This is a genomic window from Alphaproteobacteria bacterium, from assembly GCA_040216735.1.
In the GTDB taxonomy this organism is placed as follows: Bacteria; Pseudomonadota; Alphaproteobacteria; order SHVP01; family SHVP01; genus CALJDF01.
The window spans coordinates 110,505-136,591 of the sequence record JAVJOO010000003.1 but is presented as its reverse complement, the minus strand read 5'-3'; the positions used below and the strand labels follow the sequence as shown (position 1 = coordinate 136,591).

The 26,087-nt window shown below is 62.3% G+C and carries 27 protein-coding genes; 17 read left to right on the top strand and 10 right to left on the bottom strand.

Annotation, left to right across the window (positions count from 1 at the left end):
* Positions 1-20 precede the first annotated feature (20 nt).
* On the bottom strand, positions 21-176 hold the full coding sequence (locus RID42_08745) for a hypothetical protein (protein MEQ8247759.1): 156 nt from the start codon (positions 174-176) through the stop codon (positions 21-23).
* On the bottom strand, positions 176-1,444 hold the full coding sequence (locus tag RID42_08740) for a hypothetical protein (protein ID MEQ8247758.1): 1,269 nt from the start codon (positions 1,442-1,444) through the stop codon (positions 176-178). Before RID42_08740 ends, RID42_08745 begins: the two co-directional genes overlap by 1 nt.
* 330 nt (positions 1,445-1,774) lie before the next feature.
* On the opposite strand from RID42_08740, the gene RID42_08735 reads away from it, so the two are divergent.
* Positions 1,775-3,481, top strand: coding sequence for a carbon-nitrogen hydrolase family protein (locus RID42_08735; GenBank protein ID MEQ8247757.1), 1,707 nt, complete (start codon positions 1,775-1,777; stop codon positions 3,479-3,481).
* A gap of 6 nt (positions 3,482-3,487) precedes the next feature.
* On the opposite strand, the gene RID42_08730 is transcribed toward RID42_08735, so the two are convergent.
* Entirely contained in the window at positions 3,488-4,156 is a 669-nt protein-coding gene (locus tag RID42_08730; GenBank protein MEQ8247756.1) for a hypothetical protein, read from the bottom strand.
* Positions 4,157-4,271: 115 nt separating this feature from the next.
* Here RID42_08730 and RID42_08725 point away from each other — a divergent pair, with 115 nt between their 5' ends.
* The 3 genes from RID42_08725 (at position 4,272) to RID42_08715 (ending at position 8,630) form a co-directional block, all read left to right on the top strand.
* Positions 4,272-5,102, top strand: coding sequence for an SDR family NAD(P)-dependent oxidoreductase (locus RID42_08725; protein MEQ8247755.1), 831 nt, complete (start codon positions 4,272-4,274; stop codon positions 5,100-5,102).
* Between the two features lie 107 nt (positions 5,103-5,209).
* Entirely contained in the window at positions 5,210-6,922 is a 1,713-nt protein-coding gene (locus RID42_08720; protein ID MEQ8247754.1) for an alpha/beta hydrolase, read from the top strand.
* Between the two features lie 4 nt (positions 6,923-6,926).
* Complete coding sequence (locus tag RID42_08715) at positions 6,927-8,630, top strand: alpha/beta hydrolase (protein MEQ8247753.1); 1,704 nt, start codon at positions 6,927-6,929, stop codon at positions 8,628-8,630.
* A 3-nt stretch (positions 8,631-8,633) separates the two neighbouring features.
* Here the strand turns inward: RID42_08715 and RID42_08710 are convergent, their stop codons facing one another.
* Positions 8,634-8,846, bottom strand: a complete 213-nt coding sequence (locus tag RID42_08710) for a hypothetical protein (GenBank protein ID MEQ8247752.1) — start codon at positions 8,844-8,846, stop codon at positions 8,634-8,636.
* Positions 8,847-9,038: 192 nt separating this feature from the next.
* Between RID42_08710 and htpX the strand changes: the two genes are divergently transcribed.
* The 5 genes from htpX to RID42_08685 all read left to right on the top strand — a co-directional run bounded on the left by htpX (position 9,039) and on the right by RID42_08685 (position 13,061).
* Positions 9,039-9,947: a zinc metalloprotease HtpX gene (gene htpX, locus RID42_08705; GenBank protein MEQ8247751.1), complete on the top strand. Its 909-nt coding sequence runs from the start codon at positions 9,039-9,041 to the stop codon at positions 9,945-9,947.
* A gap of 50 nt (positions 9,948-9,997) precedes the next feature.
* A complete protein-coding gene (locus RID42_08700; GenBank protein MEQ8247750.1) occupies positions 9,998-11,101 on the top strand; it encodes an LLM class flavin-dependent oxidoreductase in 1,104 nt (367 codons plus the stop codon).
* A gap of 123 nt (positions 11,102-11,224) precedes the next feature.
* Positions 11,225-12,418, top strand: coding sequence for a class I SAM-dependent methyltransferase (locus RID42_08695; GenBank protein MEQ8247749.1), 1,194 nt, complete (start codon positions 11,225-11,227; stop codon positions 12,416-12,418).
* Complete coding sequence (locus RID42_08690) at positions 12,415-12,765, top strand: hypothetical protein (protein ID MEQ8247748.1); 351 nt, start codon at positions 12,415-12,417, stop codon at positions 12,763-12,765. The genes RID42_08695 and RID42_08690 overlap by 4 nt, the downstream gene beginning before the upstream one ends.
* Positions 12,762-13,061 carry a putative quinol monooxygenase gene (locus RID42_08685; GenBank protein ID MEQ8247747.1) on the top strand — a complete coding sequence of 100 codons (300 nt, stop codon included), beginning with the start codon at positions 12,762-12,764 and terminating at the stop codon, positions 13,059-13,061. The genes RID42_08690 and RID42_08685 overlap by 4 nt, the downstream gene beginning before the upstream one ends.
* Before the next feature lie 36 nt (positions 13,062-13,097).
* Here the strand turns inward: RID42_08685 and RID42_08680 are convergent, their stop codons facing one another.
* On the bottom strand, positions 13,098-14,078 hold the full coding sequence (locus RID42_08680; GenBank protein ID MEQ8247746.1) for a VOC family protein: 981 nt from the start codon (positions 14,076-14,078) through the stop codon (positions 13,098-13,100).
* Between the two features lie 111 nt (positions 14,079-14,189).
* Between RID42_08680 and RID42_08675 the strand changes: the two genes are divergently transcribed.
* Together RID42_08675 and RID42_08670 are read left to right on the top strand one after the other, a co-directional pair.
* Positions 14,190-15,887, top strand: coding sequence for an alpha/beta fold hydrolase (locus RID42_08675; GenBank protein MEQ8247745.1), 1,698 nt, complete (start codon positions 14,190-14,192; stop codon positions 15,885-15,887).
* Entirely contained in the window at positions 15,884-17,557 is a 1,674-nt protein-coding gene (locus RID42_08670; GenBank protein MEQ8247744.1) for an alpha/beta fold hydrolase, read from the top strand. Before RID42_08675 ends, RID42_08670 begins: the two co-directional genes overlap by 4 nt.
* Here RID42_08670 and RID42_08665 read toward each other — a convergent pair.
* Positions 17,554-18,390, bottom strand: coding sequence for an alpha/beta hydrolase (locus RID42_08665; protein ID MEQ8247743.1), 837 nt, complete (start codon positions 18,388-18,390; stop codon positions 17,554-17,556). The two genes, RID42_08670 and RID42_08665, sit on opposite strands and share 4 nt — an antisense overlap.
* 122 nt (positions 18,391-18,512) lie before the next feature.
* Here RID42_08665 and RID42_08660 point away from each other — a divergent pair, with 122 nt between their 5' ends.
* The 4 genes from RID42_08660 (at position 18,513) to RID42_08645 (ending at position 21,617) form a co-directional block, all read left to right on the top strand.
* Positions 18,513-19,445, top strand: coding sequence for a glycosyltransferase family 9 protein (locus RID42_08660; GenBank protein MEQ8247742.1), 933 nt, complete (start codon positions 18,513-18,515; stop codon positions 19,443-19,445).
* An 82-nt stretch (positions 19,446-19,527) separates the two neighbouring features.
* Entirely contained in the window at positions 19,528-20,289 is a 762-nt protein-coding gene (locus tag RID42_08655; protein MEQ8247741.1) for a class II aldolase/adducin family protein, read from the top strand.
* Positions 20,290-20,378: 89 nt separating this feature from the next.
* Positions 20,379-20,954, top strand: a complete 576-nt coding sequence (locus tag RID42_08650; GenBank protein MEQ8247740.1) for a carboxymuconolactone decarboxylase family protein — start codon at positions 20,379-20,381, stop codon at positions 20,952-20,954.
* Positions 20,955-21,233: 279 nt separating this feature from the next.
* Positions 21,234-21,617, top strand: coding sequence for a nuclear transport factor 2 family protein (locus RID42_08645; GenBank protein MEQ8247739.1), 384 nt, complete (start codon positions 21,234-21,236; stop codon positions 21,615-21,617).
* A gap of 45 nt (positions 21,618-21,662) precedes the next feature.
* Here RID42_08645 and RID42_08640 read toward each other — a convergent pair whose 3' ends face one another.
* The 4 genes from RID42_08640 to RID42_08625 form a co-directional block, all read right to left on the bottom strand.
* Positions 21,663-22,775 (bottom strand): class I SAM-dependent methyltransferase, encoded by a 1,113-nt coding sequence (locus RID42_08640; protein ID MEQ8247738.1) that lies wholly within the window; start codon positions 22,773-22,775, stop codon positions 21,663-21,665.
* A 119-nt stretch (positions 22,776-22,894) separates the two neighbouring features.
* Positions 22,895-23,512, bottom strand: a complete 618-nt coding sequence (locus tag RID42_08635; GenBank protein ID MEQ8247737.1) for a UbiX family flavin prenyltransferase — start codon at positions 23,510-23,512, stop codon at positions 22,895-22,897.
* A gap of 8 nt (positions 23,513-23,520) precedes the next feature.
* Positions 23,521-24,378: a nuclear transport factor 2 family protein gene (locus RID42_08630; GenBank protein ID MEQ8247736.1), complete on the bottom strand. Its 858-nt coding sequence runs from the start codon at positions 24,376-24,378 to the stop codon at positions 23,521-23,523.
* A 51-nt stretch (positions 24,379-24,429) separates the two neighbouring features.
* The gene (locus RID42_08625) at positions 24,430-24,684 is read right to left on the bottom strand and encodes a hypothetical protein (protein ID MEQ8247735.1); all 255 of its coding nucleotides are present in this window, start codon (positions 24,682-24,684) and stop codon (positions 24,430-24,432) included.
* Between the two features lie 154 nt (positions 24,685-24,838).
* Between RID42_08625 and RID42_08620 the strand changes: the two genes are divergently transcribed.
* Both RID42_08620 and RID42_08615 read left to right on the top strand, forming a co-directional pair.
* Positions 24,839-25,735, top strand: a complete 897-nt coding sequence (locus tag RID42_08620) for an isocitrate lyase/phosphoenolpyruvate mutase family protein (protein ID MEQ8247734.1) — start codon at positions 24,839-24,841, stop codon at positions 25,733-25,735.
* A gap of 8 nt (positions 25,736-25,743) precedes the next feature.
* Positions 25,744-26,061 carry a hypothetical protein gene (locus tag RID42_08615; protein ID MEQ8247733.1) on the top strand — a complete coding sequence of 106 codons (318 nt, stop codon included), beginning with the start codon at positions 25,744-25,746 and terminating at the stop codon, positions 26,059-26,061.
* The last annotated feature ends 26 nt before the right edge of the window (positions 26,062-26,087 follow it).

Here is a 26,087-nt window from a genome sequence, read left to right as displayed (position 1 = left end):
TCGATTGCCCTATTGAACGACTACCTTTTGTGGACGACGAACTCGCCCTTGTCCCCGGTCAGCAAGCCGGGCCCGGGCGGGATTTCGCCGACGACATGGCGCGGCGTCGGTGTGCCGCACGCAGCAAGTGTCGCAATGACGAAAATCGCCGCAAGAAGGGTCCGAGCGTAGGCCATTAGAACTTCACACGCGCACCGGCGAGGACGACGTCGATGTCGTCAAAGGACGAACCAGGGCGATCGAGCTCGTAGCGCCGGTAACCGGCATAGAGTTCGGTCCCGAAGTCGTCCAACGACTGCACAAACTGGAAGCCCATCGCCGTACCTTCGTCGTTATTGGCAGCAGCGTTGTCGTAGCGGCCGTAATCGACCGAGAAGTGCGCAGCGCCGAAGCGGAACAGATCTTGCGCGATGTAGCCGACCTTGCCATAGGCGAAGGATTGCGCGTCGCGGGTCGAGTCGCTGTCGTCGCCCTTGCCTGTCCCGGCGGCGAAGTTGAACCCGCTCTTGTGGAGCACGGCGAGAGAGCCGCCGAGGATGGTCTCGGGGAAGGTCTGGGTCCCGGACTGGTTGGCGTAGCCGAGCTTGGCGTTGACGGTAAGGCTGTCGTAGCTCGCACCGTAGCTTGCCGCGACGTCCCATTCACCGCCGTCGATCACCGAAGTGGCGAGCGTCAAGCCGCGGAAGTTCGGCGTCTCGTAAAGCAACCGGTCGTCGCGACCGAGGCCGTTGAGGTTGTCGAAGACCCCGCCGACAGTCGGGTTGCCGGTAATGGCGCCTGTACGCGACGTCGCGAATGACAGACCGCCGCCCGCGTCGGCGACAGCGGCATAGCCGACGAGGTCCGTTCCTGAAAGATCGGATTCGCTCATCCCGTCGGTGGCGGTATCGCCCTGGCCCATCGCGATGGTGCCAAAGCGTTCGCTGGAAGCGTAGATCTCGAGCTTGCGCTGCGTAAAGCTATCGGTGCCGACGGCGGTGTTGTCGGCCTGATTGACGGTGCCGGTCGAGTTGGATTCGAACTGCACTTCGATGGTGGCGCCAAGCGAGAGATCGTCGGTCGCCTGCGCGCTGCCTTTGAACGCCAATCGCGTGGACGAGGCGCCGTTATCAACGTGCCGGACAGCGCTCTTGTTACCGTCGTTGTAGTACAGCATCGCCCGGTTGACCTGGCCCTCGATCGACAACTTGACTTTGTCGTCGCGCGAGAGAACCACACGATTGCGCCCAGTGCCCTCGCCCTGGCCGCTTTCCTGGACGGACTTGAGCGCCGTATGCATTTCCTCGAGCAGTTTTTGCTGCGTCTCGATCTGGGCCTGTTGCTTTTGGATCATTGCCTCGAGCGCCTTAATACGCTCGCTCTCGCTTTGGGCTTGCGCGGTAGCGCTCAACACCGTGGCGCAAACAGCTGCCGCGGCAACCGCGGGAATGACATTCAATTTCATTGTAGATCCTCAACAATCGACCAAAACACGCCCCGGAAGGGGGCACTAAAAAAGCTTCCGGATAATAATCGGTAGTGGAGTACTTGAAATCCGTAAGAATGCGTATTCGGCAGGGTCTTTTCCGACCGCAATCGCGGTGTGAGGGGTGGGAAGAATCCTTGTTTTCCGCCAATTATACCGGCTTCCCAGGCAACCTACCGCAGCCCGCGGGTTCGCGACGTGGGCGGGCGACCCCGGCGGACTTGGCTTTCGCCGCGAAAACCGACCTTTTGAGTGCATCATGGGTCGCCCCTGAGGGCGACAGTCCCGCTCCGCAGCGTTGAGGAAATAATGAAGAACACCGTTCGTGTGGCCGCCGTCCAACTGGGTGCCGGCATCGATGTCGAGGCCAATCTCGCCACCTGCCTGCGGATGATCGACGAGGCCGCAACCCACCAACCGGACCTGATGGTATTGCCGGAATTCGTCAACCATTGCTCGTGGTACGACGACAACGAACATTGCTACGCGGTTGCGGTGCCGTTGGATGGGCCTTTCACTGCCGCAATTGCGGCCAAGGCAAAACAACACCGGTGCTTCATCGTCATCAATTGCACGGTGCGCCGACGCAACAACGGCGTGACCAGCACCAATATTTTGTTCGGCCCCGAGGGAACACGGCTTGCGGACTCCGACAAGCAGGTTCTGATGGGCGGCGAAAACAACTGGCTGGAACGCGCCACCGAACTCGGCCCGATCACCGAGACCGCAATCGGCAAGATCGGCATGTTTTCGTGCATGGACGGGGTGATGAACGAAACGCCGCGATGCGTAGCCCTGCGTGGCGCACAGATCATGTGTAACACGCTCAACTCCTTCGCTAACGACGAAGCGACGCTGCATATCCCGGTGCGCGCGGCAGAGAACCGGACCTTCGTCGTGGCAGCCAACAAAGTGGGGCCGCTGGTGCCGCCAGGGATGGCCGACGGCGTTGCGGCAAAGCTGAAGATAGCGCCGGAACGGTTGAACGGTGCCGGCGAGAGCCAAATCGTTGCACCCGATGGCACGGTGTTGGCACGGGCGCCCGAATCCGGCGAAGCGGTCGTCGTTGCCGATATTGAGGTCGGCGACGCCGACCTCAAGCTGCGCCCGGACGGCACTCACGTGTTTCGCAACCGGCGGCCCGATCTTTATGGCCCGATCGCCGAAGCACCCGCGGCGCGCAGCTACCGCGCGAAGAGCGACACTCTCCAGGTCGGGGTCTATCAACCGGCGGCAACCGGCGCCGCCGCGCTGGCAGAAGTGCTGACGGCGATCGGCGACCTCGATCCGGCGGTTGGCCTCCTCGTCCTACCCGAGCTTGTCGATGTTGCGGACGGAGCGGTCGAACCTGTGGCGGCAGCGGTGCAGGCCGAAGCGACAGTGGCGGCGATCCAAGGCGCCCTTGCCGGGCGTACGACCGTTGTCGTGACCAGCATCGTCGAACGCGAAGGGGCCCGTTTTCGCCATACCGGCGTCGCCATCGGCGCGGACGGAATCGTGCTGCGCCAGCCCCAGTTGCACGGGTGCGGTCGTCATCCGTGGGCGGACTCTCTGGGCGACGGGATTGCGACGGTGGATTTGCCCTGGGGCCGAATGGCCATCGCGACCGGCGGCGACACGATCTATCCCGAAACGTTTCGCCTTGCCGCCTTGCAAGACGTCGAGGTTGTCGCCGCGCCGACCGCAATCGTCGAGCGCTGGGAGAACGAGTTCGGGATCGCCGAACGCGCCGCCGAGAACCGCCTCACGGTGGTGGCCGGAAGCCACGCCAGCGCGGCCGGAGTCGCGATGATCGCCGCGCCCGACAAGGATTTCACCTTGTGGACCGAATGGTCGCGGCCGTTCAACGGCGATATCAACTATCCCAATGTGACGCTGGCCGAAAACGCGCCGGGGCTGACGCTGGCAACCGTCGACCCATCGACCGCGGGCAACCGTACGGTGACCTTGAAGACCGATGTGGTGTCGAGCCGGCCTTGGACGCTGCTCGGCCCGTTGGTCGCGCCCGTTGCGTAAGGCGCGCTAGAAGCCCGGCTGGAACAGCCCCAGTGCGGTGTTGACGACAACGATTGCCCAAATCGACCAAATCCACGGCTTGCCGCGGTTGATGAGAGTCGCGATCGTGTCTTCGACCTCAGGTGTTGAGCCTTCGGTGAGAAGGCGGCCAAAGGCCGGTCCGAACGGTTTGAACATGAAGTTGACGACGATCAAGATCACGATCGTCAACCCGTAGAGGGCGACCTTCAGGCGCAGCCAGTTCTCCGGGAACAGATCGCCAGCACTGAACGAGACGATGAGCGCCAGGACGACAACGGCGAGCAGTACATAGTTCCAGATGTCCTCGACGCGCTGCAGTTTCTTGCCCCAGGCTGGCGCGGTCGGCCGGTGGACGTTCCACACCATCCAGCCCCAAGCGATGCCGACAACCCATATGAGAACAAGCCAGGGCATCCCGATGGGTGCCCAACCGTTGTTATGGGCAATGGTCATGCCCGTCGGGACCATGAGGGTCATCGCCAGGCGCGGGAAGATGTCGACACCTTGGAGAATCCGAGCCAACACGGCGCGCTGCGGCGGGGTGTAGTCGCGATTGAGGATCAAGATTGCCGCGTAGTAGGTGCCCATGTCGGCACCCAGCCAAAAGGCCATCAACAAGATGTGCAGAAAGATAAAGAACGTCGTCCAATCCATCGTCGCGTCCCCGGCTAGCGTTTTTTTTCTCGCAACCCGCGTTCATTCGGGTAATTCTTCGGCAATACTTTTCAAAGTAGCGCAAGTAGTTGAGTGCATCAATCTGAGGTTTGGCATGAAGTTGTCGGGTAAAACGGCGTTGGTAACCGGCGGCGCGCGCGGGTTGGGCCGCGCAGCGGCGTTGGCAATGGCGCGCGAGGGCGCGTCAATCGTCGTGTGCGATCTGCTCGCCGATATCGTCGAGGAATCGGCCGAGGAAATCCGCGGCACCGGCGTCGAGGCCTTGGGCATGTTCGCGGACATCGGCAATCCTGAGTCCGTAACTGAAGCGTTCGCTAAGACGCAGGAACGTTTCGGCAGACTCGACATTCTGATCAACAACGCCGGGATCGCGCCGAACCGTCTGGTGATGGATCAGTCGTTGATGGAATGGGAGCAAGTACTGCGCACCAATCTGACCGGGACGTTTCTGTGCTCCAAGGCCGCCGTGCCGATGATGGAACAGGCCGGTGGCGGCGCGATCGTCAATATCGCCTCGATTTCAGGCCAACGCGGCGCGACGGGGCGCAGCGCCTATGGTGTATCGAAGGCGGGGATTATCCAACTGACGAAAATCATGGCGGTCGAATTCGCCGAGAAGAACATCCGGGTCAACGCGATTGCACCGGGCCCGGTGGAAACGGCGATCACCAACCATAGCCCGGGAACGGTTGAAGGTTACCTGAGCCGCATCCCGATGCGGCGCTATGGGTCGCTCGAGGCAATTGGGTCCGCAGCGTTGTTCCTCGCCTGCGACGATGCGGCCTACACGACCGGACACGTGCTCAACGTCGATGGCGGCTTTGAAGCGGCCGGCCTGATGTTTCCGCAAGAGGAGATCGCGGGGGCATCTGACATGGAAGACGCCTTCGAAGGGATCAGCTTCCAAAGCGTCGAAGACAACTAGTCCTTCGACAATTCCAGCAATTCTGCGGGTTTCGTGCCGCCCGAACGGCTTAGTCTTGCGCGACGGCCAATCGTTCGGGCCAAATAGGCGCAAAGGGGAGACAGGGCATGTCCGAATCCACGATTGCGGCAGAGATGCGCTTTTGGCGCACACCGGCCGGCGTCCAACGCGCCTATGCCGACGGCCGATTCGGACAGATCCATTATCGGATCGCGCGGCCCGCGGGCGGCAGCGACAAGACGCCGCTGATTTGCTTCCATCTCAGTCCCAATTCGGGCCGGGTCTATGCGCTGTGGCTCGCCGAAATGGCCAAGGACAGGGTCGCGGTGGCGCCCGACACGCCCGGCTTCGGCGAATCCGACCCGCCGCAAAACCCGCCCGAAATCGCCGATTACGCTGCGGCAATGGGCGAGTTGATCGACGAACTCGGTTTCGACCAAGTCGATGTCATGGGGTATCACACGGGATCGCGGACCTGCGTCGAAATCGCCCAGCAACGGCCCAAGCAAATCCGCCGCATCGTTTTGGTCTCCGCGCCGATCTACTCCGCCGAGGAGCTGGAGGTTCAGTACCGGACGATGGGCACGCCCGCCGCCGACGAAACCACCGAGGACGGCAGCCATCTGCAACGCAAATGGGATGGGCACTTCCGCTGGAAGGACAAGGCGGCCCCGACGATCTTCGTCCACCGCGAGGTCACCGAGGCGCTGCGCGGCGGCAACAAAGCATGGTGGGGACACCATGCTGCGTTCCGATTGCAGCACGCCGACAACCTGCCCAACGTGAAGCAACCGATCTTGGTGTTGTGCCCGAACGACGACCTGCGCGAGCCGACCCTGCGCGCGACGGACTATGTTCAGAACGGCCGCGTGCACGAGTTACCGGATTATTCGCACGGGATGCTCGATGTACACACCGCCGAGGTTGCCAAAGTGGTGCGCGACTTCCTCGATGGGCCCGCCGACGATAACGGCGCGACCAAGGCGCGCCCGACACCGCCCCCGCCGGCCGCAATCGCACGTCCGCTGCGGCGCGGGTTCATGGACGGCCCCCACGGTCAGGTCCACTACCGCATCGCGGCGCCGCCGACGAGCGCGCACACGCCGTTGATGTGCCTGCACATGAGCCCGAATTCGGGCCGAATTTATGAGGCAATCCTAGAGGCAATGGGGCGCGACCGCACGGCGCTCGCCCCGGACATGCCGGGGTTCGGCGAGTCCGATCCGCCCGCCGCCCCGCCCGAGATCGCCGACTACGCCCGCACCGCTGCGCATGTCGCCGATACGCTCGGGCTCAAGCAGATCGACGTGATGGGCTACCATACCGGTTCGGAAACCTGCATCGAACTCGCGCTGCAACGGCCCGACTTGGTGCGCCGAATCGTCCAGATCTCGTGCCCAGTGTTCACCGACGAGGAACTCGACCATTTGCGCAAGAACTACGCCGGCCGCCCGATCAGCGACGACGGCGCGCACTTGGTCGCCAAGTGGACGCACATGCTGCCCTTCTACGGCCCCAAGGTGCCTAGGGAGGTTTTGGCCCGGAACTTTGCGGAAGGATTGCGCGGCGGGCCGATCGCCCATTGGGGCCATCGTGCCGCGTTTAACTACGATTTACGCAAGACGCTGCCGAAAGTGACCCAGCCTATTCTTGTGATCAACCCGAACGACGACCTAGTCGAACAAACGCCGCGCGGGTTGCCGCTGATGCAAAACGGGCGAATGGTCGAGATCAAGGACCGTGGGCATGGCTTTATCGACACCATGACGACCGAGGTCGCCGCGATGCTGCGCGACTTCCTCGACGCGCGGTCGGTGTAGCGCCATGACCGATGATTCGATGATTTATTGGCGAACGCCGGAAGGCGTGCGGCGCGCTTTCGCCGACGGCCGGTTTGGCCAAATTCACTACCGCATTGCCCGTCCCGCGACCCCGACCCAAGTACCACTGATCTGTTTTCATCTGAGTCCTGGGTCGGGCCGGATGTACGGCCAATTCCTGCAACGGATGGGCGTGGACCGGGTTGCGATCGCACCCGATTCGATTGGCTTTGGCGAAAGCACCCCGCCCCCAGCCCCGAAAGAAATCGGCGATTTCGCGGCTTGCATGGGCGAGCTGCTCGATTCGCTCGGGATCGCGAAGGTCGATGCGATGGGCATGCACACGGGTTCGGAGGTGGCGGTCGAACTCGCGCGCCAGCGGCCCGACCAAGTCCGCAAATTGATCCTGATTTCCGCGCCTGTCTTTACCGACGACGAACTCGAGACGTTTCGCGCCGAGTACAAGGGCGTCCCGCTGTCGCCCGAGGGCGCGCACCTAAAGACGCGCTGGGACATGCATTGGCATTGGCGCGGACCGGGCGTCGGCCCCGACCTGATTCAACGCGAACTGTCGGAGTCGCTGCGCGCCGGGGAGAAATACGAATGGGGCCACGCTGCGGCCTTCAACTACCCCTTCGGCAAGGCGCTGCGGGAGGTGAGCCAGCCGATCCTCGTTCTCAACACCGAGGACGACCTCGTCGAACAGACGCGACGGGCCGCGCCGTTGATGCAAAACGGACGCATCCTCGAGCTACCCAAGGAAAAGTTCGGCCACGGCATGTTGGACCTGCATCCCGACGAAATCGCGCAGATCGCGCGCGACTTCTTGGACAGCGACGATGTCGAGGAGACGGTTGTGAATCCGGATGGGGCGGGCAAAAGAACTATCGCTTCGCCCGCGACCAGCGCGACATTCGTGCGCCGCGCCTTTGCCGATAGTCGGTGGGGCCAACTGCACTATCGCAGCATCCGCCCGCCCGAAGCCGAGCAAACCGCGCGTCCCCTGATCTGCCTGCATGCCAGTCCGCGGTCGGGTAGGGCCTATGTGAATTTCATGAAGTCGATCGGGTCGGATCGCATCGTGCTGGCGCCCGATACGCCGGGTTTCGGTGAGAGCGAGCCGCCGCCCGAGCCGGTCGAGATCGCCGACTTCGCCGATGTCATGACCGATTTCATCATGAAACAGGGCTTCGATGAGGTCGACCTGTTCGGTTTTCACACCGGCAGCGAAGTTGCGACCGAGCTTTGGCACAAGATGGGCAAGATGGTGAAGCACATCGTCATGTACTCTGCGCCCCTGTTCAGCGACGAAGAGCTCGCCGACTTTCGCGCGCGCTACACGCCCGTCACGTTCGGCGAAGACGGTATGCACAACGTCGAGCGTTGGCAGTTCTTTTGGCCGTGGCTAGGGCCGGATCAGCCCATCACGAACTATGCCGAGGCCTTCAACGAGACCCTGCGCTGGGGCCCGGCCTATTCATGGGGCCACCGGGCGGCCTTCAACTACCCGATGGCAAAGCGGCTCAAACAGGTCAATTGTCCGGTGCTGGTGCTCAATCCAGAAGACGATCTCTATGAGCAATCCAAGCGGGCGGCGGATTTGATCCAGAAGGGCCGGGTCCACGACCTGCCGGGATTTGGCCATGGCATGCTCGATACCCGCACCGCCGACATCGCCGCTGTCGTCCGGGAGTTCCTGGAAAGTTAGCGGCTACTTGCCACGCGAGACCAAGCGGTCGCGCAGGTCGCTAAGCCCCGCATAGACGAGCGCGCCGATGGCACCGCCGGCAAAGTAGGCGATGCCGGTCACCACGACGTTGTCCTCGGGCAGAACCCCGCGGGCTTGCACGACGGCCACGGCGACAATGCCAAGCAGAATGAAGACGTTAAGCCAGATGTTGAAACGCGGTCGACCGGTGCTCATCGTTAGCCTCGCGGAAACGGGGCGCCTCCAGGCGCGCCCCCCTTCCCTATGGTCAGTCGGCACCGGATGCAAGCCCACGAAGCCGGCGCGCCCGCGCCGCGATTCCCAATGCCCGACGCTTGAAACGCCAAACGACCTTCCCATTTCTTGGTGGGTCTGGCCGACAAGAACCACGATGAACAGGCGACTAGCATGAGCGGATACGCAAAAACGGCGTTACTCCTCGCCGGGATGACCGGGTTGTTTCTGGCGGCCGGATTTCTAATCGGCGGACAAGGCGGCCTCTTGATCGCCTTCGTCCTGGCAATGGGCATGAACGCCTTCGCCTACTGGAACTCGGGTGCGATCGTGCTGCGTCAATACGGTGCGCGCGAGGTTACCCGCGACACCCAGCCTAAACTCTATGACATGGTCGCCAGGCTAGCCGAGCGCGGCGACCTACCGATGCCTCGCGTCTATATCATGGACAACGCGCAGCCCAATGCGTTCGCCACCGGGCGCAGCCCCGAACACGCCGCAGTTGCAGTGACAACGGGCTTGATGCAGCGGCTGGACGATGCGGAACTCGCCGGGGTGATCGGGCACGAATTGGCCCATGTAAAAAGTCGCGACACCCTGATCATGACGATCACCGCCACACTTGCCGGCGCGATCAGTATGTTGGCGAATTTTGCCCTGTTTTTCGGTGGGCGGCGTGACAGTCCCCTTGGACTGGTCGGCACCATCGCCATAATGATTCTGGCACCGCTCGCCGCGATGGTCGTACAAATGGCGATCAGCCGCAGCCGCGAGTACGAAGCCGATCGGGTCGGTGCGGCAATCGCCGGCAATCCCCTGTGGCTTGCGACAGCGCTAGATAAGATTTCGACCGGGGCGCAGCGGATCGACAACGTCCCGGCAGAAAACAATCCCGCCACCGCGCACTTGTTCATCGTCAATCCTTTGCACGCCCACAAACGCGATAGCCTGTTCTCCACCCATCCTTCGACAGCAAACCGGATCGAGCGGTTACAAGCCATGGCGGCGGACGGATTCGAACAACCCAACCGAAACGCCCGCACGCAGCCCAGCAGGATCCGGCCCGGACACCTCCCCCGCTGAACCACGGCACGCCGCCTCCCGTTCTGGGGGCGGCTGGTTTAGGGTGGGGTATGGAACTTGGTCTCTTTCTCATGCCGGCAAGCGATCCGTCGCGACCGCTGGCGGACGTCATCGACTGGAATACCGAGGTTATCCAACGCGCCGATGCGTTGGGTTACGCCGAAGCATGGGTTGGGCAGCACATCACCACCCCCTGGGAACCGTTGCCGTCGCCCCAACAGATCATCGCCGCATCGATCGCGCGGACGAAAAACATCCGGCTGGGAACCGGCGTCGAAGTCCTCTATCAGCAGCATCCGTTGCGCCTCGCCGCCGAACTGATTCAACTCGATCACATGGCCCGTGGACGCTTGATGTTCGGCTTCGGTGCAGGCGGGACCGTCACCGACGGGCAACTCTACGGACTGGATTTCGCCAAGGGCGAGAACGGCGCCCGTTCGCGCGAAGCACTTGAGATCATCTTGCAGGCTTGGTCGCCGGACGGTCCGGGCGATTTCGATGGCCAGTTCTGGTCGACCCGCCGCCCGCGCTACTCCGACAATTATTACTGGCATCTCAAACCTTTCGCGCCGCCCGAACCGCGCATCGCTTTCGCAGGGTTCATGCCGAAGTCTGGGTCGCTGATGATTGCCGGCGAAAAAGGCTACATCCCGATGAGCTTCAACGTGGCGCCCGAGCATGTCTCGGTCCACTGGCCGTCGATCGAAGAGGGCGCGGCGCGCAGCGGGCGCACCCCATCACGGCGCAACTGGCGGCAAATCCGCGAGATCTATGTGGCAGACACCGACGCGGCGGCGCGCCGCGCCGTTGTCGACGGGTTCGCCGGTCGGTTCTGGAATCGCTATTTCAGCGTCATCGCCGAGCGGCTGGGCATCGCCGACATGTTCCGCCGCAAGGGCGCACCGCCGGACGCCGCAGTGGATGCGGCTTATTTGGTGGACCACGGAACCTGGTTCGTGGGTGCACCGGACCGCGTCGCGGACCAAATCGTGGAGCAATACGAGTTGACCGGCGGCTTTGGTGTGCTGTTGCAGATCGGCTTCGACTATGCCGACGTCGAGGCACGGACGGGATGGTTTCGCTCGATGGAGCTTCTGGCTCACGAGGTGATGCCGCTGGTCAATCGTCGGATTGGGAAGATCGCCGGTTCCTAGACGAATCGGCGGCGCCATTACCAATTGTGACACGCTGTCGGCTGCCGGCCTCCTTTTCAAGGCCGGTGTGAATCCCCATACTGAAACGAGCGACGATCCGGTTTGCCTGCGAGGAGATGCAACATGACAAAATATGTGCACCACGGTCTGAAGATCGACCCGACCCCGGAGGAGGCCGCCCGGCAAGCCTTTATGTCGAGCATGCGGCTGTATGTGCTGCACGACCTGGCAAACGGCATGCGCACGGTTTACGAGACCGACGTCGCGCCGAAGTTCGAACGCAAGAACAAGCGGGCCCCGCGGGACGGCGTCGAGGTTCATCGCGCACTCAAGAAGGACACGACCTTCAAGTTCTATTCGTCGATGCGGTGCAACGCCCAGGAAATGGTGTTCCGCTCGATTCTGCCCACTGTGGAACGCAGCCAAGACACGTTGAACGCCAAGGCAAAATCGCTCAGCCGCTCGAAGAAGGCGGCGGGGACGCTCAGCACCGACCCCAAGTTCGAGGTGCCGCGTAGCGTTTCGGCCATCGATGTGCACCGGATGCCCGGCAACTACGATACCGAGTACGGCCCCGACGACGTGACCCAAGGCGCGGTCTACGACAACGGTATTTCCGTTTTCTCGATGGGGTTCTTCGGCGACAACCTCGACGACATCGGCAGTTCGATCGCGCTATTCATCAAGAACAAGTATCCGAAGTTCGCACCGCTCCGCATCCTGGATATGGGCTGCACCATCGGGCACAACACGGTGCCGTGGGCGAAGATCTATCCGAAGGCAGAAGTACACGCCGTCGATGTCAGCGCCCCCGCGGTACGTTACGGCCACGCCCGCGCCCAGTCCGCCGGCGTTCCGGTGCATTTCCATCAGCAAAATGCCGAGAAAACGACGTTCGAGGATGGCAGCTTCGACTTGATCTTTTCCTCGATGTTCCTGCATGAGGTTCCCAAGAAGGGGATCAAAAAGGTCTTCAAGGAAGCCCACCGGCTGCTCAAGCCCGGCGGACTGATGCTGCACATGGAACTCCCGCCCAACAAAATGCTGGGCGCTTACGACAGCTTCTATTTGGATTGGGACAGCTACTACAACAAAGAGCCCTACTATAAGCCGTTCCGCGACATGGACCCCGAAGCGGTGTCGCAGGGTGCCGGCTTCGCCAAGGACAAGTTCGTGCAGTTCATTATCCCTAGCCTCGGTCAATACGGGGAGAAAGCGGTTAAGGACTCGGTCAAGAAGCAGACCGGCAAAGCCGACGATCAGACCGGGCGCTTTGCCGCGGGCATCCATTGGTATTGCTTCGGGGCCTGGAAATGAGCCCATCGGGCGCGGCAGAAAAAAAGCCGCTGCGTTACAGCGTTCGCGGAAAAAAGGAGCAGTTCTTCTCGGCCGAGGGTGTCGACGAGTTGGTCTCGATCACCATGGCGCTGGCGCAGGAACTTTGGGTGGTGAAGGAACGTTTGGCGGCCTACGACGCTCTGGCCGTGAAGAAGAAGGTTTTCACCGCCAAGGAAATCGACGGCTTCACGTTCACCCCGGCGCAACGCGCCAAGCTGGACGCCGAAAGCCAAGCTTTTATCGACCGCGTGTTCTTTGTGCTGCGCGAACGCGTGGAGGGGCTTGCGGCCGACCCCGACGAACCGCCACCGCCTAAAGAACCATGATCCTGATCGCCGGGACCGTGCGGGTACCTCCGGAGAACCTCGACGCCGCGCGACCGCATATGGAGAAGATGCTGAAGGCATCGCGCGCCGAAGCAGGGTGCCGCTCCTACAGCTACGCGCAGGACATCCTCGACCCCGGCCTGATCCACGTCGCCGAATCCTGGGACGACGCGGACGCGTTGGCCGCCCACTTCGCCTCGCCCCACATGAAGGCATGGCGCGCCGCCGGCGCCGACTTTGGCATAGGCGAGCGCCAGTTGACGCGGTACGTAGTGACCGACGCGACGCCCCTGTAAGATCGCCGCCCTGGAACGCCTCCCCTCGGTCGGAGACTAACCCGCCGGCGAAAACTGAATCAGACTGACCGGGATGCCGTCGGGGTCCTGAAAGATCGTTTCGATGTAGGTGCCGCGCGGGCTGGTGAAGTCGACGGGCTGGCAAATGAACGTCGTGCCGGCTTCTTTGAGGTCGGCGAAAATGGCGCGGTTCTCGTTCGTTGAGAAAACCAGTGCGGGCTGGCCGCGGTGGATGCGCGGCTGGAGCCGCGGCAGTTCCGGCCGTTGCCCCCGCACAACCTCCATGAGGCCGACCAGGCCGACGCCACTGTCCTCCGCCGTCAGGTAGGTCGCCCGAAGTTCGCAGTCGCCAAGGCCGATGGCGTTGCCGATCTCGGGTCCGCCGAAGGTGCGTTCGTCGGCCACCGTCATGCCGAGAATATCGCGGTAGATGGCGAGCGAACGGGCGGTATCGCGGACCAGGATCGAGACACGCATGACCGGCGAAGTGCGGTTGTTGCCGCCCGGCATTTCGCCGTGGGTCCGGTTCGCGGCGTCCACAATGTCGGCGCCCGGCGGCGGCGTGTAGCGCAGGATGTCGACAGCGACACCGTCCGGATCGAACACAATCATTTCGTTGTAGTGCCCGCCCTCGCCGTCGGCGAGGTTTTGGGGTTCGAGCAGAAAGGTGTAGCCGGCCGCCTTCAATTCGCGGTGGATGTCGCTGATGAACGGGCTGTCGAAAACCAGAACCGGCTGTCCGGCGTTGAGCGAGGCCGTGGGCGGGCGCGGCAGCTCGGGTGGGCGCGGGTCGTAGATTTCAAACAGACCGATCCGTGCCCGGACGCTGTTTTCAGCCGTCAAATAGGTCACCCGGATCTTGCAGTCGTCCATGCCCACCATGCTGGCGATGACCGGTCCGCCAAGATCGCGGGTCTCGACCACGTCCATACGCAGGATGTCGCGGTAGAAACCGAGGGCGCGGTCGGTATCGCGGACGAAAATCGATGCGCGTTCCAGCGGGCCGGTTCTATTCATGGACGCTACCTCCCTGCCCTTTGTTAGCACGACTGGCGGTCATCGGCGTAGTTCGGCGCGCAGGGATCGGCCCGGGGCCCTATGATGGGGCCGACACATGGGGAGGCCAGCATGGGCGATACAACGATCCGCAGTCACTTTCTTACCGTCGGCACTCGGCGGGTGCATTACCGGCGCGCGGGCTCTGGCCCTCCTGTCGTGATGCTGCACGCCTCGCCAAGCTGGGCCCGGGCGTTGGACCCGTACACCCGGGTGTTCGCCGAACGCTTTACCGCGATCGCCTTGGATTCGCCGGGTTATGGTCACTCCGACCTGCTCGACATGGAAAAGCCGGAGATACCGGATTTCGCCGAGGCGCTAAAGGATACGTTGGACGCACTGGGGATCGAGCGTTGCGGCCTGTGGGGCTCGCACACAGGGGCCTCGATCGCGATGGAATTCGCGGTGCGCTATCCCGAACGGGTATCGATCTTCGTCATCGACGGCTACCCCGCCTATGAAGACGCCTACCGCGCGGATATGACGAAGTACTACCTTCCACCGTACGAACCCAAGTGGGACGCCTCGCACCTGCTGTACACCTGGCACAAGTTCCGCGAGCAGTTCATCTATTCGCCAACGTTCCGCTGGACCCGCGCCACGCGGTCACGCACCGCCGCACCGCCGCCGGCCGATCTGATGCAGGACATGGTCCTACCCCGCCTTATCACCGGCGAGGACTACAACGTCGGGTATTCGGCGGTGTTTCGCTACGCGGGGCTCGAGCCCATCGGCAAGCTCACGGTACCGACATGTTTTGGCGCGCGGACCGGCGATTCGCTGATCAAGGGGTTTCCGCTGATCGAAGCCCGCAAGGCCGAGGGATCGTGGACCGAGGAGTTGCCCCGCGATGTACACCAAGCCGCGCTACGCTACCGGGACATTCTAGAGACCCAACCTGCACCCGCCGCCGCGCCGCCACCGCCCACCCCTGCCCCGGTCCCAGGCAAACTCGAACGTCGCTATCTCGACTTCGATTTCGGGCAGGTTGCGGTAAGTGCCGCCGGTCCCGCCGACGGGCCGCCAATGGTTCTGCTCCCTCAATTGCCGGGCGACGTAACGCTGGATGCGGGCTTCATGCTGGAACTGGCCAAACGCGGCCGCCGCGTTATCGCGTTGGATCTGCCCGGTAACGGCGATTCGGACGATTGGGCCGCGGCCCCCTCGATCGCGGGCTATGCCGGCGTCTTGGTGCAGGCTTTGGATAAACTTGGCTTGGACAAGGTCGACCTGTTGGGCCACCAGGGCGGGGCGTCGGTCGCCATTGAGTTCACGCTGAACAACCGTCCCCGGGTCGACAACCTGCTGTTGTTCGCACCGTTGGCGATGCCCGACGAGGTTCGCCTTGCGCTGGCCCCCCACTACGCGCCACCCATCAAGCCCAAGGCGGACGGGTCTCACCTGATCAGTCTGTGGTTCGCGCTGCGCAACGAACAACTGTTTTGGCCCTGGTACAATGAATCGATCGAAGCGATTCGCATCATCGAACCTGAGATCGACGCCAAATTGCTGTCGCGCAAGATCACCGGCATCCTCAAGCATTACCGCAACTACCACAAAGTTTGGCAGGCGGTGTTCGACTATCCGGTGCGCGACCGTATCCAGATGATCCCGGTACGGACCCTGGTCGCGTCGATCGAAGACGACCCGTTCCATCGCTTCGCGCCCGAGGCGGCAGCGATGGTGCCAGACGGTGAATACCAAATGGTCGATTTCCACAACGACGCCATTGCCGCCGCCGTCGACGGATTTCTTGCTGGCGGCCGATGACGATCTCGCGGCACTTCGTCACCGTCGGCACGCGGCAGGTCCACTACCGTAGAGCGGGGAACGGCGCCCCGGTGGTGTTGCTGCACGCCAGTCCCAGTTCGTCCTGGGCACTGACGGCGTTCATCGAGCGTTTCGGACAGGACTATGCCGCCATTGCGCCCGATACGCCGGGGTATGGACTGTCGGACCCGTTGGCCATCGACGCCCCGGAAATCGGCGACTATGCGGAGGCGCTTGCGGAAACTCTGACCGCACTCGGTATCGAACGGTGCGCCCTATTCGGGTCGCACACCGGCGCGACGGTTGCCCTCGAGTTCGCACGGCGTTACCCCGAGCGCGTGTCGGTCGCGTTGTTTGACGGATATCCGGCGTGGCCCGACCACGAGCGCGCCAATATGCTGCGCGAATATTTGCCGCCATGGACCCCGGTATGGACCGGCCTGCACCTGGTGGAGTTCTTTCTGCGCTACCGCGAAATGAGCCTCTACTGGCCCTGGTACGACCGGCGCAAAGCAACCCGCGCAGCGGCCGGCGGGCGCAACATAGAGATGACCCATCGCATTACGCTGGCGGGGTTCATCGCCGGGCGCGGCTATGCCAAGGGCTACGCTGCGGTGTTCCGCTACCCGGAGATCGAGGCGGTGCAGGGCTTGCGGGTTCCGACATGCTTTGCCGGACGAGCCGAAGATTCACTGATCGAGTCACTTAAGTTGCTCGGCGACCTGCCGGAAGGATGTTGGCAGGAAACCTTACCGGCGAACGACCGCGACGCGGCAACGCGCTATGCCGAGATCGTCGCGGCGCACCCGCCTGGCGGCACTGCCCCGGCACCTCCCGAGACCGCGCCGGTCGCAGGCCGCATTTCCCGGCGCTTCGTGCCCTGGGCGCGGGGCGAGGTGCTGATGCGTGAAACCGGCGCGGCTGGCACGGCGGCGCCGCTGGTCCTGCTGCCGCATATTCCGGGCGCCAGCCAGGACTACGAAGCGCTAATGCTCGGGCTGGCCGGCAGCCGCCGGGTGATCGCCCTCGATCCGCCGGGCAACGGCGATTCGGATTGCCCCGATATCCTACCGGTCGACGCCCAAGCAGAGGCAGCCGCCGCGGTCCTCGACAGTTTGGGCATTGGGACGTTCGACCTCTATGGCCACGGCGGCGGGGCATCGATTGCAGCCGCGCTCGCCGGATCGAAGCGCGCCAGGGTACGCCGGTTGATCCTCGACGCGCCTATCGCCCTACCGCCGGACGTTCGCAACGCCTTGGCTCCGCGCTACGCGCCACCGATCGAATTACAAAGCGACGGCGGACATCTCCTGCGGCTTTGGCATGCGCTGCGCAACGAGCAACTGTATTGGCCCTGGTACAACGAAGGTCTTGAAAGCGTGCGGTATGTCGCGCCGGAGATGGACCCCGACCGATTGACGCTGCGGCTTATCGGTATCCTGAAACAGCATGGCAATTACGCCGGCACCTACGCGACATTGTTCGCCGACAATCTTGGCAAACGCTTCGCGGACATCGACTGCCCCACGCTCGTGTGCGCCGCAGAGAACGATCCTTTTGCCCGCTTCAGCGAACATGCCGCCCGCGCGATCTCTCAGGCCGCGCACACCGTCGCACCGACCGCCTGGGTGGACCGCGCGGTGACGATCCGCGATTTTCTCGCGGGCTAACCCGCCGCGATCCGCCGTCGCACGAAGGAATCGACGAGCTTGGCCATCAGTTCGGGTTGGTCTTGGCTGATGCGATGGTCACAGCCAGGGACATCGTGGGCTTCGGACCCCGGGATCATCGACTGAAGCCGGTCCATATTATGCCGAGGGAAAACGTGGGACTCGGCGCCCCGCATCATCAAAGTCGGACAGGTGACGGCGATATCGTCCCACATGTCTTCTTCGAGCAGACCCTCGGTGTATTGCGCCCCTTGCGGATAGTAGCGCCATTCAACTTCGCCGCCCTCGAGTCTCTTGAAGCTGTGTTCGGCGTAATGATCCTTCATGTCCTGGGACCAAAAACGGCTGAACGGCATCGCCGCCTTTGCGGCCTCGAAACTGGGAAAGCGATGGTTCTTGACGATCTCGTCCTTGACGTCGGCGCTGATCTTCTTGTCGAGCGAAAGGCCGGGGTCCGCGACGACCAGTCCCGAAACGCGACCGGGGTGCTGGGAGGCGACGAGTAGGGCGATGTTCCCACCGGTTGCCGCCCCGACCAGAACAACCTTGGAAATTTGCAAAGCGTCGAGAAATTCAACGAGGTCGTGAACGTATTCGGGTAGTTCATAGCCGCGTTCGGGATAGTCGCTGATCCCATGCCCGCGGGCATCGGGGGCGATGAAGCGATTCGGCAAAGTGCTTGCATCCACCAGGAAATCCCACACCCGTGCATTAGTCCGGTTGGGGTGCAGGAGGACGATCGGCGGCGCTTTGCCGGGCCAATCGAGATAGCTGACGCGCAAGCGCGACAGGCGGATCTCTTCTGGTTCAGCCGGATTCTTGAACATCACCATGCGGCGATGGTCCGGCTTGTCGCAGGCGACGTCAAGACGAATGATGCGGGTCCTTATTCGATAGGCGCTATAACTGCCGTGCACGTTAGAAATGGTTCGACCGCAATAGCCACCGACCGCCCATGACCGCACGCCAACGCATTCTCGTGATCAAACATAGCGCCCTGGGGGACTTCATCCTCGCTCTCGGGGCCTTTGAGGCGATCCGGTCGCATCACCAAGGGGCCCACATCACTCTTTTGACGACAGCGCCGTATGCAGAATTGGGGCGTACCTGCGGCTGGTTCGATGCGGTCGAAATCGACCCCAAGCCCCGTATCTGGCAGTTGGCCACCTGGATCAAGCTGCGGCGATTCATCGTGGGGAGCGGCTTTGGGAGGGTCTACGACCTGCAGCATAGTGATCGGACGCATACGTATTTCCGTTTCTTTGGACGCCGACCTCCGGAATGGTCCGGTATCGCGCGGGGATGTTCGCACCCCCACCGCAATCCAGACCGAAATGCCCTCCACACCTTGGAACGTCAGGCCGAACAATTGGCCGACGCCGGGATTGCCGAGACGCCAGCACCCGACCTTGGTTGGCTAGGGGGCGACACCGACGGCTTTGGTCTACCGGACCGATTTGCGCTCCTGGTACCCGGCGGCGCACCGCATCGACCGGACAAGCGTTGGCCGGCAGACCGCTATAGCGCGCTCGCCAGTGCCCTGGCTGACGACGGACTTATTCCGGTGCTCCTGGGTACCCGGTCGGAAGCAAACGAAATCGCTGCGGTAATTACCGCCGAACCCCGCGCGATCAATCTCATGGGGCGCACGTCGTTCGGGCAGATTGCCGAACTTGCGCGCCGCGCCGCCCTTGCGGTCGGGAACGATACCGGACCGATGCATATCGTTGCGGCAGCCGGTTGCCCTTCCGTCGTCCTGTTTTCAAAGGCATCGGTGCCGTCGCAAACACAGCCGCGCGGCCCCGCTGTTGCCGTAATCCAACGAGACTCGCTAGCCGATCTTGCGCCAAGCGTCGTACTCGGTGCGGCCCGCACGATCACCACGTAAAGATGGCGTGCCGGTTGCGCCGGGTGGCGGCGGGCGCGACAATCTCGGACGACTCATTCACCGGCGCACGAGGGAGAAGTCGATGGCCACAGTTATCCAAATGTTCGCAAGCGAACCCGCGAGCGATCTGGAGCGATTGCAACGCGAACTCGTTCTAGCTCACCACATTCTGGATCGCGAAGGCCAAGGCTTGGACATCGCCGGCCACGTGACGGCGCGGCAACCCGGCGCCGAGACCTTCTGGTCAAACCGTTTCCGGCTTGGGTTCGACGAAGCGACGCCCGCAGCACTGCACGAAGCGGATATGCAACTCAATATCCGATCCGGGAACGGGGAAATCAGCCCGGCATTGGACCTTCATGCGGCGGTCTACATGCACCGGCCGGACGTGAATGCGATTGTCCATACGCACGCGATGAACGCGATGGCGCTGTCATCGATCGGGACGACGCTTGCAATGATCGACCAGCAGGCCTCGATCTTTTTTGAAGACCTTGTGTTTTTCAACGAACACCACGGCGTTTTCCTCGAAGGTGAAGGCGAAACGGACCGGATCGCTGCGGCATTGGGGCACAACCGGGCAGCCATCCTCAAGAACCATGGAATTGTCGTGGTCGGTGCGAGCCTGCAGGAGGCGGTGGTCGGGGCCCTCGTGTTGGAGGGGGCGGCCAGCGTCCAAGTGCGGGCGATGGCGGCGGGAAAACTCGATCCACTCCCCGATGCCGCCGCCCGGCAATCCAAGAAATTCTTGGGCCAGGCCGACATATTCAACTGGAAGTTCGATTATTACGCCCGGCGCATCCTCAAGGAACGCCCGGATCTCCGCCAAGCCCTGGAATCGTAGGGTCGGACACGCCCTGTTGCGGGCGGAGCGCGGCGGCGTCACAATGGACCACCATACCTAACGCCATCCTGACCGACGGGGAGACACCGATGCCTAATCCAATGCTGCGGCGCGTACCGCGCGACGAAATGACCGACCGGATGCGCGCGGACTACGATACTGCGATCAAGTTGCGCGACGACGCGACGATGAACGAGGTCGGTGCCAACGCCCCCGAACTGATGGAATGGTACAAGGACGAATTCTACGGTCGCCTGTTCTACGGCGGACGCGTCGAACCCCGCCTCAAGGAAATCCTGCGCTACCGGCTCTCGATGACCCATGGTTGCGCCTACTGCAACAAGGGCAACCGGGTGGCGGCGGAAAAACAAGGGGTGACCGCCGAGCAGTTGCGCCGGATCATGAACGAGGATGCCGACTGTTTCGATGCGAAGGAACGTGCGGTGTTGCGCCTTGCCGATCAGATCGTGATGACCAACATGAACGGCAACCTAGACAAGAAACTTTACGACGAACTGAAGCCCCATTTCGACGACGCCCAAATATTCGAATTGGGAATGGTCGCCGGTATTTTGACCGGTATGGCCAAGTTCATTTTCGTTTACGACATCGTCGAGAAAGAGGCGAACTGCCCGGTCGTGCCGTTGAGCGACGCTGCGGAGTAGATCGCCTCCCCAGGAACAATCCATTGCAGACACGCCAACATCGGAACGGACGCGCGTTAGGGCGCGTCCGTTTGCTTTCCGGCGTAGGGCTAGCTGCAACTTTGACCCTTGGCCTTAGCGCCTGCGATTCGTTGAGTATCGTCGATCGCTGCGCCCGGGCGCATCCGCGGGGCACGCAAGGTTACCAAGAGTGTGTGCGTTCGGAACAAGCGGAAGCCGAGCGGATTCGCGCGCGCGCCCAGCGGCAGTTTCCAGCGCCGAACCTTCCCTAGACCGCCCGTGTCCCGGCCCCGCGCGTTCTATGTCGATGCCGTCGCCAAAGGGTACTTCGGTGCGATGGACTCAGGGGATGTCGAGGGCACCGTCGCGTGCTTCGCTCCGGACGCAACCCTGACCTGGGAATCGAATAACCTGCGCCTCGAAGGCCACGACGCGCTGCGGGCGTTCTTCACCGAGCTGTGCGCCGGGACCAACGCCATGGCCCACGAAGCGACGAACTTCGTCGTCGACACCGAGAAGGGCACCTGTGCGGTTGAAATCGTCTACCGCAACGACCGCAAGGACGGGTCCCTTGTGGACATGGCAAATTGCAATTTCTTCGACTTCGGCCCGGACGGGAGATTCACCCGCGTCCGGTTTTGGTCGGGGGGGCCGGTCGACTAGGCCTCTCCCGCGGTATTGACCCTAGGCCGCTCCGCGGCGGCGAACCTAAGCTGGCTTGCGGGCGTCCAATACGTACATGTGGTTGGTTGGTGCGACGGTCGACATCGGTACGACGGTCGCCGTGTTGTGCGAAAAGCCAACCTGAACGGCAACGTCGGCCCAATCGGTATCGCCCAGCGTCCCGATAAACGGTTCGGCGTTGTAGTGGGTGCTCCAGTCGACCATGGCCTGGGCATAGGGCGACTTGTTCTCGTTGTGGGGAAAGTCCATGTGAAGGGAAATTCCACCCGGCGCCAACAAGCGATGCGTTTCCTTGACATAGTTCCGCAACGCCTTCGATGACGTCTCGTGCATCATGATGCACGAGACGATGAGGTCGAAGCTCTCGTCGGCGAAGTCGGTCGCCTCGGCGTTTTGTTGGGAGAAGTGAATCGCGTGGCCGAGGGAGGATGCACGTTTATGTCCGTAGCGGAGCAGTGGTGCGGCGACGTCGATCGCATGCACCTCTGCTTGGGGAAACGCCGTCGCGATGGCGCAGGTAACCTGTCCCGCGCCCGCCCCCATATCGAGAATGCGGCGGGGCTGAAAATCTGGGCGGGTCTTCTTGAGATAGGCCAGCAGGTCATGGCCGAAGGAATCGTGATTCGGCCCGCGGGCGCCGCGCGCGTAGATGAAAGCACCGCGATCGAGCAAAGCCCCCTGATAGGCATCGTCCGCAGTGTATTCGGTGTGGTAGTTGCCGGGCATGCAATGGATATCGACCGCGGCCAGGTAGCGCGGCGCCTTGACGGCTGGGTTGAGGCGGAGCGACCCTTTACCGGCGTTGGCGTTCTTGATCCGCCGATTTAGAGCGTCGTCCTGGCGATCAAGCGAGTCTTGAACCGAATCCCAAATGATTTCCTGGGTCGCGCGGTTGAGTGCGCCCCAGGCCTGATGGAAGGGATGACGCTCCATCGCCTGGCGGACTTCCTTGCGCGTTTCTGGCTTGCGCCCGTGGGCACGAACAAAGTCCGGCTCCACCGCGTGGCGATAGACCGCGTCGTTGCCGCCAACGATATCGCCGGCAACGTATTCTCGTAAGCGCAGCGCAAAATCCTGGCGCGCCATTTCGTCGTGGTTGATTTCGGGGAACGCGCCGTGGGATGCCTGACGGGTCATCGCTACCTCCTGGGTTCGAGGCGCAGTTTAACGCTTTCTGGTTGGGTTCGTCATCCAACAAGAAACGGCGGCTAGCGGCGGGGAAGGCCGGAAAGAGCCGATTTGTGCAGCAGTTGCCGCTACGCGCCCTTAGGATGCAGCGGAACCACGGGCCCCGCACCGTGCATGTCACCGCTCCAGCGCTCAATCAGGTCGGAGTCGATGTCGAGTTGATCGAGGATCCGCGCGACGGTGTGGTCGACCAAATCGTCGATCGTCTTGGGATGGGCATAGAAGGCTGGGTCGCTGGGCAGGATCGTGACCCCCATGCGCGCGAGCTTGAGCATGTTTTCGAGGTGGATCTCCGACAACGGAGTCTCGCGCGGCACCACGATCAACCGACGCCGTTCTTTCAGCACAACGTCGGCGGCTCGATGGATCAAAGAATCGCCATAACCGTTGGCGATGCACCCCAGCGTGCGCATGGAACAGGGGACGATGACCATCCCATCGGTGCGAAACGAACCGGATGATACCGCCGCACCCATTTCACCCGCGGCATAGGCAACATCTGCCATTGCACGGACTGCTTTGGCGGTGTGTGCGGTTTCGTGTTCGAGGGTTTGTTGTCCCCATTTGCTGACGATCAAATGAGTCTCGACGTCGGGCGCCGCACGAAGGACCTCAAGCAGGCGAATCCCGAAGATTGCGCCCGAGGCGCCGCTGATACCGACGATGATCTTTTTCACGGACGACATCCGACCGGTCAGACCCGCGTCCTGGCGAAGCCGTGTTCGGCCATGTCGTTCCACACCATTTGATCGACAATCTTGCCGTCGCGCAGGGTGAAACGGTCGACATAGCGGATGTTTTGGTAGGGCGTCCCGCCGGGCTTTTCGCCCTGGAGCGTCCCGAAACAAAAAACGACCGTGCCGTCCGGGGCTTCGATTTCGTCGAAACGCTGGAAGGCCTTCCAGCTGTTTTGCGAACGGCCCTTTTGGAAGGCGACGAGTTCTTCCGGCGTGGTAAAGCGATGGCCGCCCATGAAGATCGTGTAGAAGCCCTTCCCCAACATCGCACGGGCCGTATCGAGGTCGCGAACCTCCATCGTGCGCAAGTACTTGAGCACCGTCTTTGAGGCTGGCCCGACGGCGGTGTCGTCGCCGCGCGGGGGCGGATTTGGCGGGATCGGACGATCGCCAGGGCCAAAGCCATGCTCGCCCATATCATTCCACACCATCTGGCTGACAAATTTGCCATCGCGCACGAGAAAGCGATCGACGAAACGAATACCGCTATAGGCCGTTTTCATGTCCAATTTTTTGCCGTACAGCGTGCCCCAGGCGTAAACGACGGTGCCGTCCGCGGTTTCGGCCTCGTCGAACCGGTCGAACGTCTTGAGGGCCGTCCCCTGACGGCCCTTCCCGTAGGCGATGAGATCTTCCAGCGTGTCGAAATGGCAATCACCGGGAAACACCATGTGAAACCCCGGTGCCAGCATCGCTTTGGCGGCCGCGAGATCGCGGGCTTCCATCGTGCGCAGATAGGTCAAGACCTGATGGGACGCCGAACCGGGTTTGAGCGCGGATTCGGCATCGGGGGCAACTTCGGCAAGATTGGCCATGGCTTTCCTCCTGAATAGGCGCAAACCTTAACAGTGCCCTAAGCGGTTGGGCTAGGAATCGTGTTCATCCGCCCGCAGCACGGTAAGCATCAGATTGAACATGTGATACCAGAGAAATCCGAGGAGCAGAATGAACAGGACGGTCCCCGGAATGATCAGAATCGACAGCCCAGCAGCACTTACGGTGGGCAAGGCAGAGACCGAGAACCAGACCCAGCCGCCGACGCCCACCGCGAATGTCCCGATTCCCGCGACGATCAGGGCAACCGCAATCCGCCAAGTAATGTAGGGTCCGTCTTCGTCCATACCGCCTCTCCCGCGATGCCTTTCGGCTCCCTGGGTTGATCGACTATGGTAAACCATCGCGGACCGATAACGCGGTCGAATTGGCCTAAGAATACCAAGAACCCTGCGCTTTTGCGTTGCCGCAGCCCCAAAACGAACGAACAGGATAGACATCGTGAGCACCAACGGACACGGCCCCTACCCCTCCCTGAAAGATCAACTGGCCGGCGGCGACATCATTATCGCGCCGGGCTGCTTTGATGCCTTTTCCGCAATGATGGTGCAGCAGGCCGGCTTCTCCGTGGCCTATATCACCGGTGCCTCGATTGCCTATACCCGGCTAGGGATGCCCGATATCGGCTTGGTGTCGATGAACGAAGTGGCGACGACCGTGTCGCTGATCTCGGAACGGGTCAGCCTGCCGTTGATCGTGGACGGCGATACCGGCTGGGGCAACGCCATCAACACCCAGCGCACGGTGCGGTTGTTCGAGGCGTCCGGGGCGACCGCGATCCAACTCGAAGACCAAACCTTTCCCAAACGCTGCGGACATTTGAAGGGCAAGAGCCTGATCTCGACCGGCGAGATGGTGGGCAAGATCAAGGCGGCGGCCGACGCCCGCCGGTCGGACGATTTTCTGATCATCGGCCGGACCGACGCGATTGCGGTAGAGGGCTATGACAAGGCCATCGAGCGGGCCGAACGATATGTCGAGGCGGGCGCCGATATCTTGTTCGTCGAGGCGCCGGAGAACGAGGATCAGCAGCGCGATATGTGCGCCCGGTTCAAGGGCCGCGCGCCGCTGTTGGCCAACATGGTCGAAGGCGGCTCGACACCGGTGACGGACGCCCAGGCCCTGAAGGAACTGGGCTACTCCATCGTGATCTTCCCGGGCGGCTTGTTTCGCGCCTACAGCCTGTTGGCCGGCGAGTATTTCGCCAGTCTGAAGAAGCATGGGTCCACCAACGCGTTCCGCAATCGGATGTTCGACTTCAAACAAATCAACGAATTGCTGGAGACCGAAAACATCCTCAACAACGCCGCGCAATACGACGCCGCAAACTTCGAGTAAGCCGCCACGTGCCACGTCACCGTTTCGCGGTATTGACCGCGCTGTGCCTAATGGTCTCCGCGTGTGCAGGCGGCCCCTCCATCTTGTTCAATCCGTTCGGGTCGGGACAGCCGCGTGCAACGAGCGCTCAGAAGTGCATCGGCCAAGGGTATCGCGAGGACAGCCCGGGTTACGGCGAATGCGTCGCGTTCTACGACAAGCAGACATTTACCAACCGGCGCAACATCGTCCTGGCCGTCGGTGTCGCAGCGCTAGCGGTGTTTGCGTTTGAGAGGGAATGCGACTGCCTGTTTGGACCCGACCGAGGCACTAAGTTCAACCGGTAAAGGCCGCGGTCGATCGGACGTCTCGA